The organism is Parabacteroides sp. AM58-2XD (genome assembly GCF_003463685.1).
Lineage (GTDB): Bacteria > Bacteroidota > Bacteroidia > Bacteroidales > Tannerellaceae > Parabacteroides > Parabacteroides segnis.
The window spans coordinates 24,642-45,160 of sequence record NZ_QSDP01000008.1 but is presented as its reverse complement, the minus strand read 5'-3'; the positions used below and the strand labels follow the sequence as shown (position 1 = coordinate 45,160).

General features: G+C 42.0%; 19 protein-coding genes and 2 pseudogenes. 17 read left to right on the top strand and 4 right to left on the bottom strand.

Annotation, left to right across the window (positions count from 1 at the left end; genetic code table 11):
* Positions 1-2 precede the first annotated feature (2 nt).
* The 4 genes and pseudogenes from dprA (at position 3) to DXA15_RS03270 (ending at position 3,235) form a co-directional block, all read left to right on the top strand.
* Positions 3-1,112 carry a DNA-processing protein DprA gene (gene dprA / locus DXA15_RS03285; protein ID WP_128133117.1) on the top strand — a complete coding sequence of 370 codons (1,110 nt, stop codon included), beginning with the start codon at positions 3-5 and terminating at the stop codon, positions 1,110-1,112.
* Between the two features lie 118 nt (positions 1,113-1,230).
* A pseudogene (locus DXA15_RS03280) lies at positions 1,231-2,012 on the top strand (HipA family kinase).
* On the top strand, positions 1,990-2,373 hold the full coding sequence (locus DXA15_RS03275; RefSeq protein ID WP_128133116.1) for a DUF3037 domain-containing protein: 384 nt from the start codon (positions 1,990-1,992) through the stop codon (positions 2,371-2,373). The pseudogene DXA15_RS03280 and the gene DXA15_RS03275 overlap by 23 nt, the downstream one beginning before the upstream one ends.
* A gap of 349 nt (positions 2,374-2,722) precedes the next feature.
* The gene (locus DXA15_RS03270) at positions 2,723-3,235 is read left to right on the top strand and encodes a hypothetical protein (protein ID WP_128133115.1); all 513 of its coding nucleotides are present in this window, start codon (positions 2,723-2,725) and stop codon (positions 3,233-3,235) included.
* A gap of 12 nt (positions 3,236-3,247) precedes the next feature.
* On the opposite strand, the gene DXA15_RS03265 is transcribed toward DXA15_RS03270, so the two are convergent.
* Positions 3,248-4,297 (bottom strand): linear amide C-N hydrolase, encoded by a 1,050-nt coding sequence (locus tag DXA15_RS03265; RefSeq protein WP_128133114.1) that lies wholly within the window; start codon positions 4,295-4,297, stop codon positions 3,248-3,250.
* A gap of 100 nt (positions 4,298-4,397) precedes the next feature.
* Positions 4,398-4,973 carry an RNA polymerase sigma-70 factor gene (locus DXA15_RS03260; RefSeq protein WP_128133113.1) on the bottom strand — a complete coding sequence of 192 codons (576 nt, stop codon included), beginning with the start codon at positions 4,971-4,973 and terminating at the stop codon, positions 4,398-4,400.
* Positions 4,974-5,070: 97 nt separating this feature from the next.
* Here DXA15_RS03260 and DXA15_RS03255 point away from each other — a divergent pair, with 97 nt between their 5' ends.
* The 8 genes and pseudogenes from DXA15_RS03255 to DXA15_RS03220 all read left to right on the top strand — a co-directional run bounded on the left by DXA15_RS03255 (position 5,071) and on the right by DXA15_RS03220 (position 12,465).
* Positions 5,071-5,658 carry an FKBP-type peptidyl-prolyl cis-trans isomerase gene (locus tag DXA15_RS03255; RefSeq protein WP_007655777.1) on the top strand — a complete coding sequence of 196 codons (588 nt, stop codon included), beginning with the start codon at positions 5,071-5,073 and terminating at the stop codon, positions 5,656-5,658.
* Between the two features lie 13 nt (positions 5,659-5,671).
* The gene (locus DXA15_RS03250; protein WP_128133112.1) at positions 5,672-6,382 is read left to right on the top strand and encodes an FKBP-type peptidyl-prolyl cis-trans isomerase; all 711 of its coding nucleotides are present in this window, start codon (positions 5,672-5,674) and stop codon (positions 6,380-6,382) included.
* A 168-nt stretch (positions 6,383-6,550) separates the two neighbouring features.
* Positions 6,551-7,018 carry an Lrp/AsnC family transcriptional regulator gene (locus DXA15_RS03245; protein ID WP_007655775.1) on the top strand — a complete coding sequence of 156 codons (468 nt, stop codon included), beginning with the start codon at positions 6,551-6,553 and terminating at the stop codon, positions 7,016-7,018.
* A 99-nt stretch (positions 7,019-7,117) separates the two neighbouring features.
* The gene (locus DXA15_RS03240) at positions 7,118-8,494 is read left to right on the top strand and encodes a S8 family serine peptidase (protein ID WP_128133111.1); all 1,377 of its coding nucleotides are present in this window, start codon (positions 7,118-7,120) and stop codon (positions 8,492-8,494) included.
* Positions 8,475-9,823, top strand: a pseudogene (xseA, locus tag DXA15_RS03235) (exodeoxyribonuclease VII large subunit). Before DXA15_RS03240 ends, xseA begins: the two are co-directional and overlap by 20 nt.
* Before the next feature lie 61 nt (positions 9,824-9,884).
* Positions 9,885-11,411 (top strand): RNA-binding domain-containing protein, encoded by a 1,527-nt coding sequence (locus DXA15_RS03230; protein ID WP_128133110.1) that lies wholly within the window; start codon positions 9,885-9,887, stop codon positions 11,409-11,411.
* Between the two features lie 125 nt (positions 11,412-11,536).
* Positions 11,537-11,734 carry an exodeoxyribonuclease VII small subunit gene (gene xseB, locus DXA15_RS03225; RefSeq protein ID WP_007655765.1) on the top strand — a complete coding sequence of 66 codons (198 nt, stop codon included), beginning with the start codon at positions 11,537-11,539 and terminating at the stop codon, positions 11,732-11,734.
* Positions 11,734-12,465, top strand: a complete 732-nt coding sequence (locus tag DXA15_RS03220) for a 2-C-methyl-D-erythritol 4-phosphate cytidylyltransferase (RefSeq protein ID WP_128133109.1) — start codon at positions 11,734-11,736, stop codon at positions 12,463-12,465. The genes xseB and DXA15_RS03220 overlap by 1 nt, the downstream gene beginning before the upstream one ends.
* Here DXA15_RS03220 and DXA15_RS27515 read toward each other — a convergent pair.
* The gene (locus DXA15_RS27515) at positions 12,422-13,456 is read right to left on the bottom strand and encodes an alpha-L-rhamnosidase C-terminal domain-containing protein (RefSeq protein WP_255419915.1); all 1,035 of its coding nucleotides are present in this window, start codon (positions 13,454-13,456) and stop codon (positions 12,422-12,424) included. The genes DXA15_RS03220 and DXA15_RS27515 overlap by 44 nt on opposite strands.
* Positions 13,453-15,147: a family 78 glycoside hydrolase catalytic domain gene (locus DXA15_RS03215; RefSeq protein ID WP_255419914.1), complete on the bottom strand. Its 1,695-nt coding sequence runs from the start codon at positions 15,145-15,147 to the stop codon at positions 13,453-13,455. Before DXA15_RS03215 ends, DXA15_RS27515 begins: the two co-directional genes overlap by 4 nt.
* Positions 15,148-15,386: 239 nt before the next feature.
* On the opposite strand from DXA15_RS03215, the gene DXA15_RS03210 reads away from it, so the two are divergent.
* From DXA15_RS03210 to DXA15_RS03195, 5 genes are all read left to right on the top strand, one after another.
* Positions 15,387-16,526: an ATP-binding protein gene (locus tag DXA15_RS03210; protein WP_007655762.1), complete on the top strand. Its 1,140-nt coding sequence runs from the start codon at positions 15,387-15,389 to the stop codon at positions 16,524-16,526.
* Between the two features lie 730 nt (positions 16,527-17,256).
* Entirely contained in the window at positions 17,257-18,387 is a 1,131-nt protein-coding gene (locus DXA15_RS03205) for a lipopolysaccharide assembly protein LapB (RefSeq protein ID WP_233566761.1), read from the top strand.
* 50 nt (positions 18,388-18,437) lie between these two features.
* On the top strand, positions 18,438-18,830 hold the full coding sequence (locus DXA15_RS25875; RefSeq protein ID WP_233566760.1) for a hypothetical protein: 393 nt from the start codon (positions 18,438-18,440) through the stop codon (positions 18,828-18,830).
* A gap of 207 nt (positions 18,831-19,037) precedes the next feature.
* Positions 19,038-19,370, top strand: coding sequence for a DUF3244 domain-containing protein (locus DXA15_RS03200; protein ID WP_082150349.1), 333 nt, complete (start codon positions 19,038-19,040; stop codon positions 19,368-19,370).
* Between the two features lie 38 nt (positions 19,371-19,408).
* The gene (locus tag DXA15_RS03195) at positions 19,409-20,518 is read left to right on the top strand and encodes a DUF4848 domain-containing protein (RefSeq protein WP_128133108.1); all 1,110 of its coding nucleotides are present in this window, start codon (positions 19,409-19,411) and stop codon (positions 20,516-20,518) included.
* Position 20,519: the final 1 nt, after the last annotated feature.

Genomic DNA, 20,519 nt, shown 5'->3' with positions numbered 1-20,519 from the left:
TCATGACAGATAAACGGATTTACCAGATTGGCTTAACTATGATAAACGGGGTGGGAGATGTCCTGGCCCGTCAGCTTCTGCAAACCTTCGGCGACGCAGAGGCTGTCTTTGCGGAAAAGAGACAGACGTTGGAGAAGATTCCGGGTTTCGGCAGCCTTACCGCTGCTGCCGTCAAAAGCCCGGAAGTGCTTCTGCAAGCCGAGAAAGAGTTGACTTTTATTGAAAAGAACCAGATAAGCTGTTATTTCCTGACAGATGAGAGTTACCCCAAACGTTTGAAAGAGTGCTCCGACGCTCCTGTGCTACTTTATTTTAAAGGGAAGGCCGACTTGAATAATACACATATTGTCAGTATTGTCGGGACGCGCCACATAACAGAATATGGCAGGACAATGACGGAAGAGTTGATACATGCCTTGTCGGTCTCTTATCCGGATTTGCTGGTCGTGAGCGGACTGGCTTATGGCGTCGATATCTGTGCCCATCGGAGTGCGCTGAAGTATGGACTGCCGACTGTAGCAGTATTGGCTCATGGTCTGGACCGCATCTATCCTTCCTCACATCGCTCCGTAGCCGTTGAAATGTTGTCTCATGGCGGATTGTTGTCCGATTTTCCCAGCGGAACGGAACCGGATAAACCGAACTTTGTCCGGCGTAACCGGATTGTTGCCGGATTAGCGGAGGCAACGGTTGTTATGGAATCGGCAGAAAAAGGGGGCTCGCTTATTACGGCTGACCTTGCTTTTTCCTATGGGCATGACGTCTATGCATTCCCCGGGCGGGTAAACGATTATTATTCCAAAGGATGCAACGCGCTAATCCGCCAGAATAAGGCGGGTTTGATAACATCGGCTTCCGATTTGGTGTCGGCACTTTGTTGGGACGTGAATAAAGCGCCTTCGCCTGCCCCCGTCCAGGCTGAATTGTTTTTTGAAGAAGACGACCGTGCCGGAACAGTCATAAAACTTCTTCACGAAAAGGGAGAAATACATATCGACCAACTGGCAACGGAACTGAATCTGCCTGTCCGTGAACTGTCTTCCCTACTATTTGAACTGGAAATGAACGGACGGATTAAGACGCTGCCGGGAAATATCTATAAATTGGTCTGACATGATTTGATTACGTCCTTTGAATAAAAACAACGGCTCGGGTATTTTGTTTTAGAGATGTAGATAGTTTCTTTTGTGTAAACAGGAAGTATCTTTATCTTTGTCAAAAGCATTTATTATGGAATTGCGAACAGCGAATGTAGTCAGATATATTATGCCTCTCCGGGAGGGAGGTTCGTTGCCGGCTTTGGCAGAAGCCGACGATGAATATAAATATGTCGTAAAGTTCCGGGGAGCCGGTCATGGAACCAAGGCCTGATAGCCGAATTGATTGGCGGTGAAATAGCGCGGGCATTGGGTTTTCGTGTGCCTGAACTGGTCTTTCTTAACCTCGATGAGGCCTTTGGTCGTACCGAAGGGGATGAGGAGATACAGGATTTATTGCAGGCAAGCCGTGGTTTGAACCTGGGATTGCATTTCCTGTCGGGTGCCCTGACATTTGACCCGGTAGTCAATAAGGTCGGAGAAAAACTCGCATCCCAAATAGTCTGGCTGGATGCCCTCCTGACGAATGTGGACCGTACGACCCGCAATACGAATATGCTGATGTGGCATAAGGAATTATGGCTGATTGACCATGGTGCGTCACTCTATTTCCATTATTCATGGTCGAACTGGCGCAAACATGCTTTAAGCCCGTTTATCCAGATTAAAGACCATGCCCTGTTGCCGGAAGCCGGTAAGTTGGAGGAAACGGATGCCGAATTTAAACGTATTCTTACTCCGGATAAAATCCGTGAAATTGTTTCTCTGGTTCCGGACGACTGGTTGCAGTGGAACGAAAGTCCCGGTACGCCGCAGGAAATAAGAGACGTTTATATTGAATTCCTGACAGAAAGGATTGCCCATTCCGAAACATTTATAAAAGAAGCGCAGCATGCAAGGAAAGCACTTATATGAATACGCCGTTATCCGTTTTGTTCCCCGGGTGGAACGGGAGGAGTTTATTAATGTGGGTCTTATCATGTTCTCTAAACGGGCCCGGTTTATAAAGGCGCGTTATCAGGTGGATGAAAAGAAGCTCTGCCTGTTCTCTTCCGAATTGGATATGGATTCGCTGTATGCCGGTCTGAAAGTATTCGACCACATCTGCTCCGGCACTGCCGACGGTGGCCCGATAGCCTCTATGGATATTCCCGAGCGTTTCCGTTGGCTGACGGCAGTGCGTAGTTCTTCCATCCAGACTTCGCGTCCGCATCCCGGCTTTTCGACTGACCTGGAGGTTACGTTTGAAAAGTTGTTTGCGGAGTTGGTTCTGTAAACCGGCGAATACGTTTTCCCAGAGTAAAAAAGCTCTCTTTAATTGTTAATTTTAGCAGTTTTTGCCAGTATTGTATATAGTTTTATCTTAGCTAACACTTTTTGGCGAAAGATGCTTGGAGGCTTAACATATATTGTCTGTAAAAAGCTTGACAAACGCTTGCTACAGGTGTATCTTTGTACTGTGGTTTTTTCATAATAGTATTAGATTTAAGGTTAACAAAGTTTGATTAGGGCTTGTCGTGAGACAGGCTTTAATTGTTTTTACCCGGAATATTTCTGTTATATGAGTTTTATTGGTTACTTTTGTGAATAATCAGCAACCCAGTTGTTTATAAAATCGATTATAAATGATATCTATCTTTACTTATATATTTATTGCTATAGCAGGGATTATTCTTTTAGTTTTTATTGCCGGCCTTCTTTTGCCGGATGAAAGAACTGCAACCAGTGAATGTTTTTATAATGCTTCACCCGAGAAGGTGTATAATGCACTCATCAATAATGCCGATTACGGTTATCGCAGTGATCTGGAAGAGATTGTTATTGTGGAAGAGAAAGACGGTATAGAAGTCTGGGATGAAATAGCGAAAAACGGCTCCGTTATCCGGTTCAGGACAGCCCGTAAAGTACCTCATTCCTTATATGAATTTGAAATTGTGAAAGGAAACGGATTCACCGGATACTGGAAAGGCGAACTGAAAGTAACCAGTACAGGAGGAACTCATTTTACATCGACGGAAATTATCCGGATGAAGAATCCTTTTCTGAAAGTCGCTTCCCGTCTTTTCTTTGATCTGGAAAAGTTTATGCATACTTATCAGAATGACCTGCGCGTGAAACTTAGTGAAGATATAGCCTGAAAAAAGGGAGTCTTAATCGACTCCCAGGAATTTGAATGGTTTAGCTTCGACAAATTGGTTTGCTGTGTTGCCAGCATAGGTTTTACCGCTAACCAGGTCAAGCATCTTCACCGGTGCCTTTTCTGAAAAATCCACATCTTGTAAATTTACCCAGAATACATTAGGCTGGATGGTCGATTCAAAGAAATAAACCTTGTTCTTTTGGTCGGAAACGGTTCTCCATCTTGTCGATGAGATATTCGGTTCATTAGGTGTTGTGATACCTAATGGTACTGATGTATTACGGATTACACTGAATACACTGGCAACAGCCGTACGGGTATCCGCCACTTTCGGAATAGCATTAATATAGAAAGAGGCTCTAACAAAACGGTCGGCAGCGCGGTTGGTTCCAGGTAGGAATGTCGTTCCCCCGATATTTTTCCAGTAATCATTCAAGGCCAGTTGCTGGTCGAAAACCGGAGAGTTAGTCATTACCTGGTATGACTTATCGTGGTGGATTTTCAATTCTCCGCCGATATATTCAAAGATAGCATTGTCACCGTCGGCATCCGAGATGGAAAGATGTAATGTTGCCATGCGGGTTCCGTCAGGCATCATGTCCGATACAACTTCGAAGGTACCTTTTTCAACATAAGAAACCGCTTCGTCGACCGTGGCGAAATTGTCCAGTATATATTGAACCCAGGCTGCAATGGACAGTCCCGGTTTTTTGCCATCCCACTGCGGGTATTCCGACTCTGCCAGCCAGAGCAGGTTGGCGACCAGTCCTTTTTCGTTCATCCCGTCCGTACTGCAAATATCGTAGGCGGAAGCAACTACACTTCCATATTTGGAAGTCCATTCAAGCGGATTCTTTCCTATTTCTCCATTACGCTTCATACCTCGCGGAAATATCCACAGGTTACTGCGGGTATCTTCTTTCCAGTCCATCGACCGGGCGGTCAGAACCGTATTGTCTTTTCCCTGATAAACAACCCGGGTGCAGGCTTCAGTGGAATTTAACTGGGCGCCCGCTGTAATTGTGGCTAGCACTATACCCCATTTCTGTATACGTCTCATAATCTTATCGTTTTACTTCATATATAAACGATGAAGAGGTTGTAATGTTTAAGTAATCTGACTCTTTTTACGCTGTAGAAGAGTGGATTTAAGGAATTGGTCAGAAATCGCTTATTCCGGTCAGTACCAGGAGTACCGGTAGATAATCTTTCAACCGGCTACGGAATAGTTTCAGTGCTTTCGAAATATGGAATTCTACTGTTTTGATACTGACTTCCAGTTCGGCTGCAATTTCCCGGTTGGTTTTGCTTTCATACCGGCTTTTAAAGAAGATCGCGCGGGTCTGTTCCGGCAGTTCGTTTAATGTTTTTCGGATGATCTCTTTGACTTCGACGGTGAAGAGGTCTGACGGGTCGCACGACTCCAGGGACGAGATACGAAAATTCAGTTCCCGCTGCCGGTGATCATATAACTGGTCTTCCACATCTGTACGGATGACTTGGTGGCGTAAGTGGTTGAGTGACTTGTTTTTTACAGTTGTTAATATGTATCCGGGAATATTGGTGTCGGCTGGCAGTTCTTTTCTTTTTTCCCAGTATTGGATGATTGCCTCCATGTAAATATCCTCCGCGGCGGCCATATCCCTTACGTATGAATTGGCAAACAGAATGAACGGCTCTTTGAATTGACCGAAGAGCGTTGAAAATAGTGAAGATTCCGTTTGTTGTTCTCCCATAACAGATGCAAAAGTAATAAAAAAGTGCCTTCTGATGACGTTTGTGTAGTTAAAAGCATTACTTTTGTAACTTGTAATTAGTTGAAAACGAAAAAGAATGGATAAAGTAAGTTACGCACTTGGCTTAAGTATCGGAAATAATTTCCAGAACTCGGGCATTAATGATCTTCAGATTGAAGACTTTGTGAAAGGATTGAAAGATATTTTAGGTGGTCAGACCCCGGAAATCAGTTATGACGAAGCTAAGCAGGTGATCAACGATTACTTCATGAAGCTGCAAAAAGAAAAATTTGAAATAAATAAGAAAGCCGGAGAGGAATTCCTGAATATCAATAAAGGAAAAGCAGGTGTAGTTACCCTGCCCAGCGGATTGCAATATCAGGTACTTCAGAAAGGTGAAGGTCCTAAACCGACTGCTTCTGACAAGGTGAAATGTCATTATCACGGAACATTAATCAACGGAACAGTGTTTGATAGTTCGGTACAGCGTGGTGAACCGGCTGTATTCGGTGTATCACAGGTAATCCCGGGATGGGTGGAAGCATTGCAGTTAATGCCGGTAGGATCTAAATGGAGACTGTTTATCCCGTCAGACCTGGCTTATGGCGAACATGGAGCAGGAGAAGCTATCGAACCGAACAGTGCATTGGTTTTTGATGTTGAATTGTTAGACATAGTAAAATAATTTATAGAGAAAAATGAAAAAGATTAATGTTTTAGCTGCTACAGCGATTGTAGCTTTAGGCATTGCTGCCACTTCTTGTGATTCTAAGCCAAGTGCAAATTTGAAATCGGCAGTAGATAGCGCAAGTTATGCTATCGGTGTTTCTACCGGTGCCGGTTATAAAGAAAATTTGAAAACATTACCTGGCGGCGAAGCCAATATCGATGCACTGATCGCAGGTTTTGTTCAGGCTATTAAAGGTGATTCTACAAAGATGACTCCGGAACAGGCTCAGACTTATCTGAACACTTACTTTGTAGAAGCTCAGGCTAAAGATGCTCAGAAGACTAAGGAAGAAGGCGAAAAGTTCCTGGCTGAAAACAAGACTAAGGAAGGTGTTATCACAACAGAAAGCGGTTTGCAGTATAAAGTGGAAAAAGAAGGTACAGGTGCAAAACCGGCAAAAGAAGATAAAGTAAAAGTACACTACACTGGTACACTGTTAGACGGTACTGAATTCGACAGTTCTGTTACTCGTGGCGAACCTGCTGAATTTAATGTTGACCGTGTAATTCCAGGATGGACTGAAATTCTGCAGATCATGCCGGTAGGTTCTAAATATGTGATCTGGGTTCCTTCTGAACTGGCTTATGGAGAACACGGAACTCGTGGTATCAAACCGAACAGCGTTCTGAAATTTGAAGTGGAATTATTGGATATCGTTAAAGACGATCAGAAAAAGTAATATCTCATTTTGTAGATAAAGAGGCGGGTAAATTATGCTAAAAAGCATTATTTGCCCGCTTTTATTATTTATTTGCTACTTTTTTCTTTCAGAATGATAGATTGTTGAAAATAATTATATACTTTTGATATATAAATAAAAAGAGCGTATAATAAAGCGATAGTAGAAATGGAGAAAATAGACAAACTGGACCGGCAGATATTGAACATTATTTCAAAGAATGCCAGGATCCCTTTCAAGGATGTAGCTGAAGAGTGTGGTGTGTCGCGTGCAGCCATCCATCAACGGGTACAGCGCATGATTGATATGAATGTGATCGTTGGGTCGGGTTATCATATTAATCCTAAGATTCTGGGATATAATACCTGTACGTATATCGGTGTGAAGCTGGAACGCGGTTCTATGTATAAAGACGTTGTGCCTGAGTTTGAGAAGATACCCGAAGTGGTTGAGTGTCATTTTACAACAGGTCCTTATACAATGCTGATCAAGTTATATGCCCGTGATAATGAACATCTGATGGAATTGCTGAATACAAAGATTCAGGAGATACCGGGAGTTACTGCTACAGAGACTTTGATTTCTTTACGTCAAAGTGTTAAGCGTGAAATTCCTATCTGTAACGTAAACGAATAAATTAGTTTAAAAAATAATGGCCCGGCCTCTTGATGAGTTGCCGGGCTTTTTTATATCCAAGGCAATTACTACTTTTGTAGAGTTGAGTTATATGATCCCATGAAAAAATATATAGGACTGTTTGTTTTGCTATGCTGTTTTTCTTCGTGGCTTACTGCCGGAGAAAGTTACTGTTTTCGTGTCTATTTGAAAGATAAAGGCGATTCCGGCTTTACAGTGGAAGAACCGGAGGCTTTCCTGTCGAAAGAATCCATTCAGCGGCGTAAAAAGGCGGGAACGCCGGTCACCGCTTCCGATCTTCCCATTGCGCATGCTTATCTGGATACATTGGTCGCTACCGGCGCTGAACCGGTGGTACAGAGTAAATGGCTTTCTACCGTAGTTGTGACCAGTAAAGACAGTACAGTTGTCGACCGTCTGAAAAACCTGACGATGGTCGACTCAGTAAAATGGGTATGGAAAGGGCATGATGTGACTCCGGCCCAGGAAGATGATCAGGAGATCCGTCTTTCTCCCTCTGATGCTCCTTTGAAAGAGAAATACGGATATGCTGAAAGGCAGATCAAAATGCTGAATGGAATCAAACTGCATGATGCCGGCTTTCGTGGGGAAGGGATGCGTGTGGCAGTGATAGATGCCGGCTTCCAGAATGTAGACCGTATCTGCGTTTTCGATTCCCTGCAATTGATCGGGACGCATAATGTGATTTATCCGGGCCGCAGTGTGTATGAAGCAGACGACCATGGGACAAAGGTTCTGTCTTGTATGGCAGCCAATATGCCCGGGATCATGGTCGGGACAGCTCCCAAAGCGTCTTATTTGCTTATAAAAAGCGAAGACAGCGATTCCGAGTACCCAATAGAAGAAGACTATTGGGCGGCGGCTGTTGAATATGCCGATAGTGTAGGAGTCGATGTGATCTCTTCTTCATTAGGTTATTTCGCTTTTGATGCAGATGAATTATCTTACGATCAGTCCGCCCTGGACGGAAAGAGTTCTTTGATCAGCCAGGCGGCACATATCGCAGCACAAAAGGGGATCCTGATGTTTTGCAGTGCCGGAAATGAAGGAAACGGCAGTTGGGGGAAAATTACTTTCCCTTCCGATGCATCGGATATTCTGACGGTTGGGTCTATTACAGAAGATAAAAAGAAAAGTATTTTCAGTTCGGTAGGATTTACTGCCGATTACCGGGTGAAACCGGATGTGGTGGCATTAGGGTCGGGTAGTTGTGTGATCGATCCACAAGGAAATGTACGTTATGCCAGCGGAACATCTTTTGCAACTCCTATACTGGCGGGATTGGGCGTCTGTCTGTGGCAGGCGTTGCCGGAGCTGAGTAATAAGGAAGTCATTGCTTTATTACAGCAGGTTTCCAGCCAGTTCAAACAGCCTGATGCTGAATTGGGGTATGGTATCCCGAATATATATAAAGCCTATAAGAAAGGAATGCAGTATGCCAGGACTGAACATTAATCCGGAATATATGGGCGAAGAACGCAGGGAACTGTCTTTGCTGGAATTGAATAACCTGGTGCGCGGTGCAGTCAGTGAGGCTTTCCCCGGCACTTGCTGGGTTCGTGCGGAGATGAGTGATGTACGGACGAATGCTTCTTCCGGGCATTGCTATCTGGAGTTTATTGAAAAAAATCCTATAACCGGGCAATTGGTTGCCAGGGCACGCGGCTCGATATGGGCTAAAACGTTCCGGATGCTGAAGCCTTACTTTGAGATGGAGACGGGGCAGTTGTTTGCTTCCGGGCTGAAAGTACTGGTGAAAGTATCGGTCGAATTTCATGAACTGTATGGATACAGCCTGACGGTGTTGGATATCGATCCTGCTTATACATTGGGGGATATGCTGAGAAAGCGGATGGAGATTATCCGCCAGTTGAAGGAAGAGGGCGTATTTACATTGAATAAAGAATTACCGTTCCCCGTCCTGCCTAAACGTATTGCTGTTATTACTTCCCCGACGGCTGCCGGGTATGAGGATTTCTTGAATCAGCTGGCAAATAATAAAGCGGGCTATCCGTTTTATCCGAAATTATTTCCCGCCCTGATGCAGGGGGAGAGAACGGAAGAGTCTGTCATCGCGGCGCTGGACCGTATTTACCATCATATCGATTGTTTCGACGTGGTGGTCATTATCCGCGGCGGTGGTTCAACTTCTGATCTGAATAGTTTCGACTCCTATCTGCTGGCGGCAAATTGTGCCCAGTTCCCGTTGCCGGTGATAACTGGTATCGGTCATGAGCGCGATGATACCATTCTGGATATGGTGGCACATACGCGGATGAAAACGCCGACTGCCGTAGCCGAATTTCTGATCGGCCGTATGGATGCAGCGGCGGAAGAACTGGAAGACCTTCAGCAGGAGGTGAGCGAACTGGCAAGCACGATCTTATTGAAACAAAAAAACTTCCTGCAATTGCTGGGTGCACGTTTACCGGTGATCGTTACGAACAGGATCGAGCGTAACCGTTCTTTCCTGCAAATGGCAGGCAATAACTACCGGCTTCCGCTTCGGCCATGTTGCTCCGCCGTCGTTCAACGCTTGAAAGCCTGCAAATGCAGTTGCAGAACCGTGCTGCTTCGCGCCTGGCGGAAGGCACGCGGTTTATTCAGTTGACGGAGCAGTTCATTAAAATGGCATCTCCCGATTATGTATTGAAGCGTGGTTATAGCTTGTCCCTGAAAGATGGTAAAATCATCAAACATGCAACCGATCTGAATCCCGGCGATGAACTGGTGACCCGGTTTGTGGATGGGGATGTGAAGAGTATCGTTAAAAACGCAAAGTGAATCAAAATACCGTTTGTATTTTGATTACTTTTGCAATAAGTTAATAATTGAAGGATATATTATGGCAATACCTGTGAATTTAGAGGATCTTCTACAAAAAAATAAAGTAGAATCTAACCGTATCGAGTTTAAAGAGGGTTGGAATCCTGATCGGATTTACAGAAGTATTTGTGCCTTTGCCAATGATTTTGACAATATAGGAGGTGGTTATATCCTGATAGGTGTAGAAGAAGAAAATGGAGTTGCTAAACGTCCGGTTAAAGGTTTACCGGTTGAACAGTTAGATAAGATACAGAGGGAGATTCTTCAATTTAATAATTTAATGCAGCCGGTTTATTTTCCTAAACTATTTATAGAAGAGGTGGATGGTGGATATATTGCTGTTGTTTGGGCAATGGCAGGCCAGGGACGTCCTTATAAATGTCCGGAATATATAACTCAAAAAAATAAGATATATCAATATTATATTCGATATGGTTCAAATTCCATTATTGCGAAAGGTGAAATGGAAACGGAACTTATAAGTTTGTCTAATCAAACACCTTTTGACGATCGTCCTAATCATAAAGCAACTTTAGATGATCTTTCTTTTATTTTAATAAGAGATTATCTGGTGAAAGTAAAAAGTAGATTGGCTTCGCGGCTGTCTGATTATACTTTAAAAGAGATATTGGACCGTATGGATCTTCTATCTGGGACTGCAGAACATTGGTATATAAAAAATTTGGCGTTAATGATGTTCTGTGATACTCCGGAAAAATTCTTTCCTTATACACAAATTGATATTGTTATTTTTCCAGAGGGAAAAGTTGTGAACCCAGATAACTTCATAGAAGTACCGGCTATAAAGGGACCTGTACCTTATATGATTACAACTGCACTTAATTATTTGCGGACTCATGTGATTAAAGAAAAAATTATAAAACTGAGGCAAAAGGAAGAAGCTGTCCGGTTTTTTAATTATCCTTATCAGGCGCTGGAAGAAGCTGTGGTAAATGCACTTTATCACCGGGATTACCAGATACAAGAACCTGTTGAGATTACAATAGAGCCTAATCGCATTTCTATTTTGAGCTATTCTGGTCCTGACCGCTTAATTAGCATGGATGCCATCTTTAAAGCTGAAAATTTGCGTTCAAGAAGATATAAGAATCGGCGGTTAGGTGATTATCTTAAAGAACTGGAACTGACGGAGGGTAGAGGGACTGGTATTCCTACTATTCAAAAAGAACTGAGAGATAATGGTTCTACTCCCGCCATTTTGGAAACAGATGAGGGGCGCAGTTATTTTTTAATAGATATACCTTGTCATCCGGAATTCCAGTCAGGTCAAATGGAAGAAATTTATATAGAAGATAAGTTAAAAGAAGTCGTAAAAAGGGTGCTTACAGCTCTATCTGAAAAGGAAATGAGCCGATCAGAGATTTTGGGTATGATTGAAGTTCCTGATAATTGGTATTATAAAGGAATATATTTGAATCCACTTCTCTCCAACAAATTAATAAAATCTTCGCAGGAGAAGAAAAAATCTCCCAAGCAGTCCTATATGATAACAAGGAAAGGATTGGATTATTTAGACAGATTATAAACTTGCAAGTTATTTGTAAGTTGTTTGCAAGTTATTGCTTTGAAAAACAATCGAATAGATGTATTTATTCTAAGCTTGCAATTATTTATGTTTGCAAGTTAAGTGCAAATGAAATATATAAGAATATGACAAAGAAAGAAGAAACATACAATGAAGCGGTAGAGAAACTCCGTAAAATTGTGGCCGATATAGAGAACGGTGATCTGGATGTGGATGTCCTTTCAGAAAAGGTGAAGGAGGCTACCCGGCTGATTAAGTTGTGTAAGGAGAAACTGTATAAGGTAGACGAAGAAGTCAAAAAGGTATTGGAGGAACTGGAGTAATGCACAAATATGTATTGATCGTGGCCGGAGGGAAAGGTCTCCGGATGGGAGGCGATCTGCCTAAACAGTTCATTCCGCTGGAAGGTAAACCGATCCTGATGCATACGCTGGAAGCCTTCCATCGCTGGGATAATGCGGCAGAATTGCTGCTGGTCCTTCCCGAAGATCACCAGCCTTACTGGAATATGCTTTGCCGGGAGATCGGGTGTAAGGCGCCTCACCGGATAGCGAATGGCGGTGAGACCCGGTTTCATTCCGTTCGGAACGGATTACAATTCCTTTCGGAAGAAATTGGAAATGCATCCGGACGAAATGAAAAAGTCTTGATCGCGGTACATGACGGTGTACGTCCGTTTGTCTCTCCCGAAGTAATCTGTGCCTGTTTTGATGAGGCAGAAAAAAGCGGTGCTGCTATTCCGGTTATGCCGATGATCGACTCGTTGCGTGAAACCGATGAAAACGGTTCGCATCCGGTAGACCGTAGCTGTTATGTAGCTGTACAGACACCGCAGGTTTTTCGCAGTGATATTTTGCTGGAAGCATACGAACAACCGTTCACATCTCTTTTCACGGATGACGCTTCGGTTGTTGAGGCTGCCGGAGTACCGGTCCGGTTGGTAACCGGCAACCGTGAGAATATCAAAATAACGACCCCGTTCGATCTGCTGATAGCACAGGGATTGCTTCTTAATCAGTCTCAAAACAATATTTTCCGGAAGACACCTCCATAACCGCATAACCATCCTGTATCCCGTTGTACTTAACGCCTTTTGCCTGTTTGATGCCGGAGCGACATTCTTTTACCGTCTTTCCGGAAATAACCGGCAGATAGACTGTGGCACGGCTTCCAACAGGTATTTCAACGTCCATTTTGAACGTATTATTTTGTTTTTCCCAACTCACAGCCGCCTGTCCGAAAGGGGTACGGGTAGAGTAGGAAGCATAGTTGATCGCTTTAGGAGGATAAGGTTTTATGATGATGTGTTTATAGCCGGGTTCCTGTTGGTCGCTATTCAGTCCTGCCATCTTCCTGTAAAACCAGGTAAAGCCGCCACCGAACATCGGGTGGTTGCGAGAGTTGTTGCCGTTCCATTCTTCCCAGGTCGTTGTGGCTCCCTGTGAAATCCACCATCCGTAACCAGGCATATCCTTTTTATTCATTGCTTCGTAGGCCAGTTCGTTCATTCCGTTGTCTGCCAATGTCTCAAAAAAGAACTGAGTACCGAAAATACCTGTGTATAAGTGTCCGTTATGGGCGCGCACTTCTTCCCGTATCGTTTCCTGTACATCTTTCTTTACTTCATCCGGAACTCCCATCACCAGAGCGAAGATATTGCTGCCCGAAGGACCATATGTTTTAGTCACCGGATTATAGAAACGTTTGTGGAAAGCCTGCCGTGTTTTCTCTGCCAGAGCGGAGAAAAGGCTTGCATCCTTTTTCTCTCCCAGTGCTGATGCCGCTTTTGCCGTAAGATCGGCACAACGCCAGAGATAGAATGTATGAACCAGGTCTTTCGGAGGAAATCCGTCTGCCGGGCACCATTCTCCCAGGTTGTGCCATTCGCTGACGTTTCCGTTGCTTTTTATCTGCGAAAGCATGATGCCGTCGGAATCTACCCAGGTTTGCATGTACCGGAGCTGTTCTTTCATTCCGGTGTAATTGGCAGCCAGCAAATCTTTATCTGCATAATGCAGATAAAACTCCCACGGCATAATGTTCATAGCTGCTCCCCATGCCACGCCGCCTCCGCAGCCGGGCTGCCAGGTGCACCGTTCGGAACATAACCGGTCGCTTTATTCTGGGCAAGCAATATGTCTTTGATCCATTTGGTATATAAAGCTGCGGCATCATAGTTGTGCATGACAGTGACGCAAGCCACCTGTCCGTCGCCGGTATAGGCAGAACGTTCCCGATGGGGACAGTCGCTGATAATACTGCCGTGTGAGTTGTCTGTCAGGCTTCGTCTCCATATCTTATTGATCTGGTTGAAAAGAGGGTTCGAGCATTCGAAATGTCCGGTCGTTTCAATTTCCGTATATACGGCTTCTGCTGTCAGGTTATCCTCCCGGAGTTCACCCGGCCAGTTGATGATCTCCGCTTCCCGGAAAACAAACCAGGTGAAGCGGGCGGCATACGATTCCGGTCCGCCGCCTTTCATTGTGTAAGAGTTTGATCCGTTGGGTGATTCACAGATATAACGTATCTCTACCTTTCTGCCTGCCTCTCCCTGCATATTGTGCAGATGTACCCAGCCGGATATTTCTTCTCCGAAATCGACTTTATAATTTCCGTTTTCCAATCGTGTGATCTTTTTCGGTTTCAAGACTTCCATTACCTTGTCGGAATGAGACATCTGTGCCTGTAGTTCACCTTCCGGCGCTTTCCGTACGACGGCAGACTCCCATCCGTCAGCTGGTTTGTCCGGCGAACACCAATCCGGCTGTTCCAACCGGGCGTCATAATGTTCTCCCTGGTAAATTCCATCTAAGACAATGGCGCTACGCGATACTTTCCAGGAAGTGTCCGATGTGATGACCTCCTCGCTGCCGTCGGTGTAGCCGATATGTAACTGCGCGATCAGACGTGGCGATCCGTAGGGCATCGTCCAGCTTAGTGCCGCATTATAGAAGCCGTTACCTAACAGGCAGCCGAGTGCATTTTTACCTTGTTTCAACGCTTCTTTCAGGTCGTAGCAGAGATAGAGTACATTATAGCCTCTGAAATTATCGTCGAGGGTCACACGGGTTACATCCAGGTCGTCCCGTTTCCCATAATTGGTCTGGTTGGGGACCAGAACGTCGTTGCCGACTTTTTCTCCGTTCAGATATAATTCAAAATAACCCAATCCGCAGATATAGATTTTTGCTGAAGCTATTTCTTTGGAAACGGTAAAATCTTTTCGGAAGAGTGGGGCAGGGGGAAGTGTTTTGTCTGCTGATTTTGCCGTGGCTTCTTCGCCTTGCCAGGGGGCACCGATCCATTGTGCTTTCCATTCATCGGCATTCAGCAATCCCATATTCCAGCGGGCAGGTTCACTCCAGTCCGATATTTTTCCGTTGGCATCCCAAACACGGACTTGCCACCAGCATTCCTGTCTCGATTGTAGCGGCTTTCCTTCGTAACGAACCAGAAAGGACTGGCTGCTTTTTTTCTTACCACTGTCCCAAAGGTCGGCCTGTTCCTTTTTCAGTTTATCGGCCGATGAAGCAACCCGTATCTGATAGGCGGTCTGCTGTTGTCCTCGTTCGCCGGGAGCGGCTGTATTGATCCACGACAACCGGGGATGCCGGGCATCTATAACGGAGGGATCGACCAGATATTCACAGGTGAGCCTGACAGGAGTAAGAGTTGCATTTGCTGTCAAAACAAAAAGAAATGACAAAAGAATTGAAATACCGGACTTAAGTTTCATATTGACAAAGTTTAGTTTCACATGGATTAGGACAAATGTATATGATTTTTGTCGATGCTCAAATAGTGAACTTGTACTTGTGTCAGATTTGACAAGAAAATTATCAAAATCCAAAACTATACCGACTGTCGATAGGGCGGCAAGGTTTGTGCTTGTTAATAAAAAGTATCATACAAAATGTATCATACAAAATGTATGATAAAAAAGTGTATATTTGTAATTAATAAAACTTATGCAATATGGCTTTTAGTAGTGTAAATCCTTTTCCAATAACAGGTTATATCGGTAAATCATTTTTCTGTGATCGGGAATATGAATTAATGACTTTAAAAAAACAGGTCGAAAATAATATAAATACGACGCTTATCTCTCTGCGAAGATTGGGAAAATCGTCGTTAATACATCGTTTGTTTGAGGATTTGAGAGTTGATAACACTTGTCATTGTATATATGTAGACATATATCCTACACAGAATTTGAAAGAATTTACGGAAAATCTGTCACAAGCCATTTTGCAACAAATTCCGGAACACAAAAGTTTCGGAAAGCGTTTTCTTGATTTGTTGAAGGGATTTCATCCGGTCATTTCGTATGACCCTTTGACTGGGGCACCAGAAGTTAGTTTTGGGTTTACTGAGATGAAAACTACAGAAAAGACACTTACCGGTATATTTCAGTTCTTGGAAAACGAAGCTCAGCAGGCAGTAGTCGCAATTGACGAGTTTCAGCAAGTTGCTAATTATCCGGAGGTAAATACAGAAGCATTACTTCGTTCACGGATACAGAACCTGCAGAAGACACGATTTATTTTTAGTGGAAGTAACAAACATATGATGGCAGAAATATTTAATAGTGCCAAGCGCCCGTTTTTTTCAAGTACACAAATGATGTATTTGAATCCTATTTCGCAGGATGCATATTATACTTTTATAAAAAATAAGTTTGAAGAGGGTGGGAAAAAAATAGATGACGAAGCGATCGGTTTCATTCTCGAATGGACGAGGCTACATACTTATTACACACAGGTTATTTGTAATAACACGTATGCTTTACCGTTAAAAAATATCCGTTTGGAAGATGTCAAGCAGGTTTGCAGTAATCTTTTATTATCTCAGCAAGCCACTTATGTTCAATACCGTCAGTTGTTAAGTCCTGTGCAATGGCAACTTTTGATTGCGATCGCCAAAGAAGGAAAAGTGTATCAGCCTCAGTCTAAGACATTCATACAGAAATATAAGATAGGAACACCTGCTAATTCCAAACGAGCACTCGATGCTTTGCTGGAAAAGGAAATGATTTACCGGGAGGAAGATGTTCGTGATTTATGGTACCAGGTATATGATGTATTTCTGTCCCGCTGGCTTGAATTGACTTTTTGATAGTATGTCTAAATGTTTACCCTTAATGGAGCTGGCGTCAAGACTTGTCAACAAGGGGGTAAATGGGGATAGAAGAATTATCAAAATGTAAAATAAGGTCTCTTATCAGTGAGTTGTATGGGGGCTTTATAGGGGACATGAATTTTTACTCGTTTTATTCGTTATAAGTGAATATCATTATTTTTATATTTACTTGGTGTGGGTGTCTTTATGATTTTGTTTGTGACGCATATGTAGGGATTGGTAGGGTGAATGGTATTATCTGTGTGAATTTGCTGTTTGAATTTTGTATGTATTATTGCTCTTTCTGGAAAGAAAAACTGTTTTTTAACATGTATTTGTGCATGAAAAAGAATGCTCTAAAGCGCTTTTTTCGACTGCAATCAATAAAAAACTCGTTTTAAACGGAGTTCAACTTCATTTAAAACGAAAAAAATTTTGCTTTAAACGGAGTTGAAATTTGTTTTAAGTGAATAGTTTGAATTGATATTGGCTAATTATATGTTAAATAGTGTATTTATTTCCATTCTATTTTGTCCGTTTTGTGAAAAATGGCGGATATGAAATTTGTGCAAAATGCATTATTCTGATATTGGTTAGGTAAAAAGGATGTCTTTTTGATAATAGGGAAATTCTGATTGGTGTTTTTATTTTGAATATACTTGCTGTTAATTTGTGCATTAAATATTTAATTCGGATATTGCAGTTCGAATAACACACAAGTATTGATATGAAAAACGCCATATTACTATTTATCCTTTTCTGTTTGTTCTTTTCCTGTAAAAGTAACAATGAAATTAATTTAAAGATAAAGGAGGCGGAAGAATTGATTCGGACTGAACAGCCGGATAGTGCTTTTGCCTTGTTGGAAAGTATTACCAATCCGGAGGTGTTGAGTGATAAGGTCTTTGCTCATTTCTGCATGGTTTCTGCCGGTTTATCCGAACAGTTGGGTGAAGACATGCCGTTCGTGCCGCAAATGGAGCGAGCAAATGATTATTACGAAAAGCATGGTTCTCCGGAAGATAAGATGAATAGCTTACTGTATCTGGGGATGGCTTACGAGGGAGAGACCGATTATGAATGGGCGATGAAATCCTATCTGAGCGCGGTAGAGTTGGCGAAAAGAGCAAAAAACTATCGGCTGGTGGGGAAATTGTATAATAAGATGGCTCAGTTACATGATTTTGATGACAATTACGAAGAAGCGAAATATTGCCATCAGCTAAGTGGGGAATGTTACCTGAAAGGGAATGATAGTGTGAATTATATTTATTCGATTCGGGATATAGGATGGATACATCTATTGAAAGAAGAATATGACGAGGCTTTGGAATATCATCAGAAAGCGTATCGGTTGGCTTTACTCCTGGGTGATTCGTTAGTGTTAAGTTCTTTGACGAATCGATTGGGAATTAATTATGAAAAAATGAAAAACTATGCATTGGCAGAAAAATTTTTATTTCAATCGATTGCTTATGATGAGGCGGGTAGTGCACCGACTTATTTGTCATTGGCTGCTTTATATACGAATATGGGTGAATATGATAAAGCTCGTGCGTATATAGAGAAGACTGTTTTGCATAAAACGGCTAAGCGCCCTTTGACCGGTGGTATATTGTATCAATCGTATATGTTGGAAAAAGAATTGGGTAATTATAGTTTGGCTTTAGATTATTATGAGCGTTTTAACCATATTGCTGATTCTGTAGCTGAATTGCAATCGCAAATGGACTTGTTGAAGGTGGAAAAGCGATATGAGTATGCAGAGGTATTGAATCGGAATACTATTTTGGAATTAAAGTATTCTCGAAATATTATTGGGGGAATTTTGTTGTTGATATTTATAAGAAAAGATTAGATAAGGCAAATGAAAAATTGAAAAAGGAACAAGAGGAATTTGTTAAAAAAATGCAAGAAAAAGAGTTGAAGGTGCAAGGCTTAAGCAAACAAGTCTTGAGCATTCGAGAGGGTATATTGGAAAATACGGAAACATATAAAAAGATCATGCAGAATGCTTGTTCGGTAGAGGAGGCTAAAAAGAATCCGTTGACGAATGAGGACTGGTTGTCGTTGTACGGATCATTAAAAATAACTTATCCGTTTTTCATGGATGGATTGGAACAGCAACTCCCTGGGTTGACAGAGGAGGAAAGGCATTTTTGTTGTTTGTTGAAGTTAGGGTTGGACAACCAGCAATTGGCAATCTTTCTGGATATACATCTACTTCGGTCGATCGCAGGCGTTATCGGATCCGTAAAAAGGGGAAATTTGAAAATACACAAACAACATTGGAAGAGTTGATTGCTGCGCTTTAGAGATCTCTTTAAGATAGGTGAAAGACCCTCTGTACATATATTGTTGTATGTACAGAGGGTCTTTGTTTATTGATAATCAATTCGTTATACGCTTGTCGCGGTAAAGTGGCCTGTACATGTGTTTGCCGCTTAAAGGTCTTGTGTCCTAGTTTTATCTCTCTACTTTTGCCATAGATTATAAAACACAAAAGAAATGAAAAGATGTTTGTTAGTTGCGATGTTGCTCTGCGTAACAATTGCAGGTTTTGCAAAAAGGGAGAAGATCTATTTAAATGATAGACGTCGTTCTTTAATGCCTCCGATCGAAGCCTATATTGATGGGCAGGTATTAGAGTTGGGAATTTCAGACGAGTTAAAGACATTGGATATAGTAATAGAAGATGTTGCAGGAAATATAGTTTTTGACTCTTCTATTGAAGGATATAGTAGAACCATTCCTTTGGAGTTGGATTTGAAAAAAGGAACCTATATCATTATTGTTCTTAGTGATGAGTATAAACTATGGGGAAATTTTTCTATAGAATAGAATTATTATTGTATTATTAATTATATAAATTACATTTTATGAATAAGTTAATTATGTTTATTGGTACATGTTTGTTTTCATGTGCATTATTTTCTTGTGGAGAAAATAGCGTTTTAGAAGAAGTTGATAATAGTGGTGATGCTCCACAGACTAAATCATCAGTAGATGTCCCTTGCTATGTTCAAGGAGATGGTTCGCTTTGTTTTAGAAGTACAAAAGATTATTTTGCTGTAACTGACTCGCTTATTAAGTTAACAGATCAGGAGTTAAATAATTGGGAAAAGACAATGGGATTTGTGTCTTATCGATCCTATGTGAATAAATTCGTTAATGAGGTAGAAGAAGCATATAACGATGAGGATTTTGATAAATTCGATCAATTATTAAATAAGTATGCTGAATATATTTATTTGGATACAGACAGTCTTGTTAAGCCGGTTATTAAATCAAAGACTTATCAGTGTATTACAAATAAAGATGGTGTGTTTTACTTAGGAGATGTGAAAAATGTAGTAGATGAGACTTCTGTTTATTCTATAGGGAAAGAACGTTCTATGTCTCCAAGAATTTCTTATGTAATGACTGGGAATGCAAGAGAAGTAACCGATGTTATTGGATATAAAGAATATAGTTATAAAAAAGCAGACTATACAAAGATGGTAATTACATCATGTTCGTTACTTAGAAATGTAGTGTTAACTGATACTCAGGGGACAAATGAGGCTTGTATACAATTCCATATTTTTGTTGATGGAAAAAGGAAAAAGGGAAGTTGGAAGCATTATTCAACATCGTATGCCGTGGAGCAAATAGAATGTGTATTTAAAAACATACCTTTAACTGTTAATGAGGATCAAACATTAAAATCGATTGGTGACTTTGAACTTTCTCATCCCGGGTTGGATGAGGCTGATGTATCTGATAATCACACATTTGTGTATAATTTAGGTTTAAGTGTTAGGAATTATACGAAACCTGTCCAACATGCAGCTTGCATACATTATAAGGCAATAACCGGAGGTACAAATCCGGAAGGTCTCGGTTACAATTATGCGAATGGAAAATATGGTATGGATGAAGACCATAATGCTGGTAATTGTGCTAAAAAAGTATGTGATGAGCATGACAATGTACATTCTGGAGAATGAT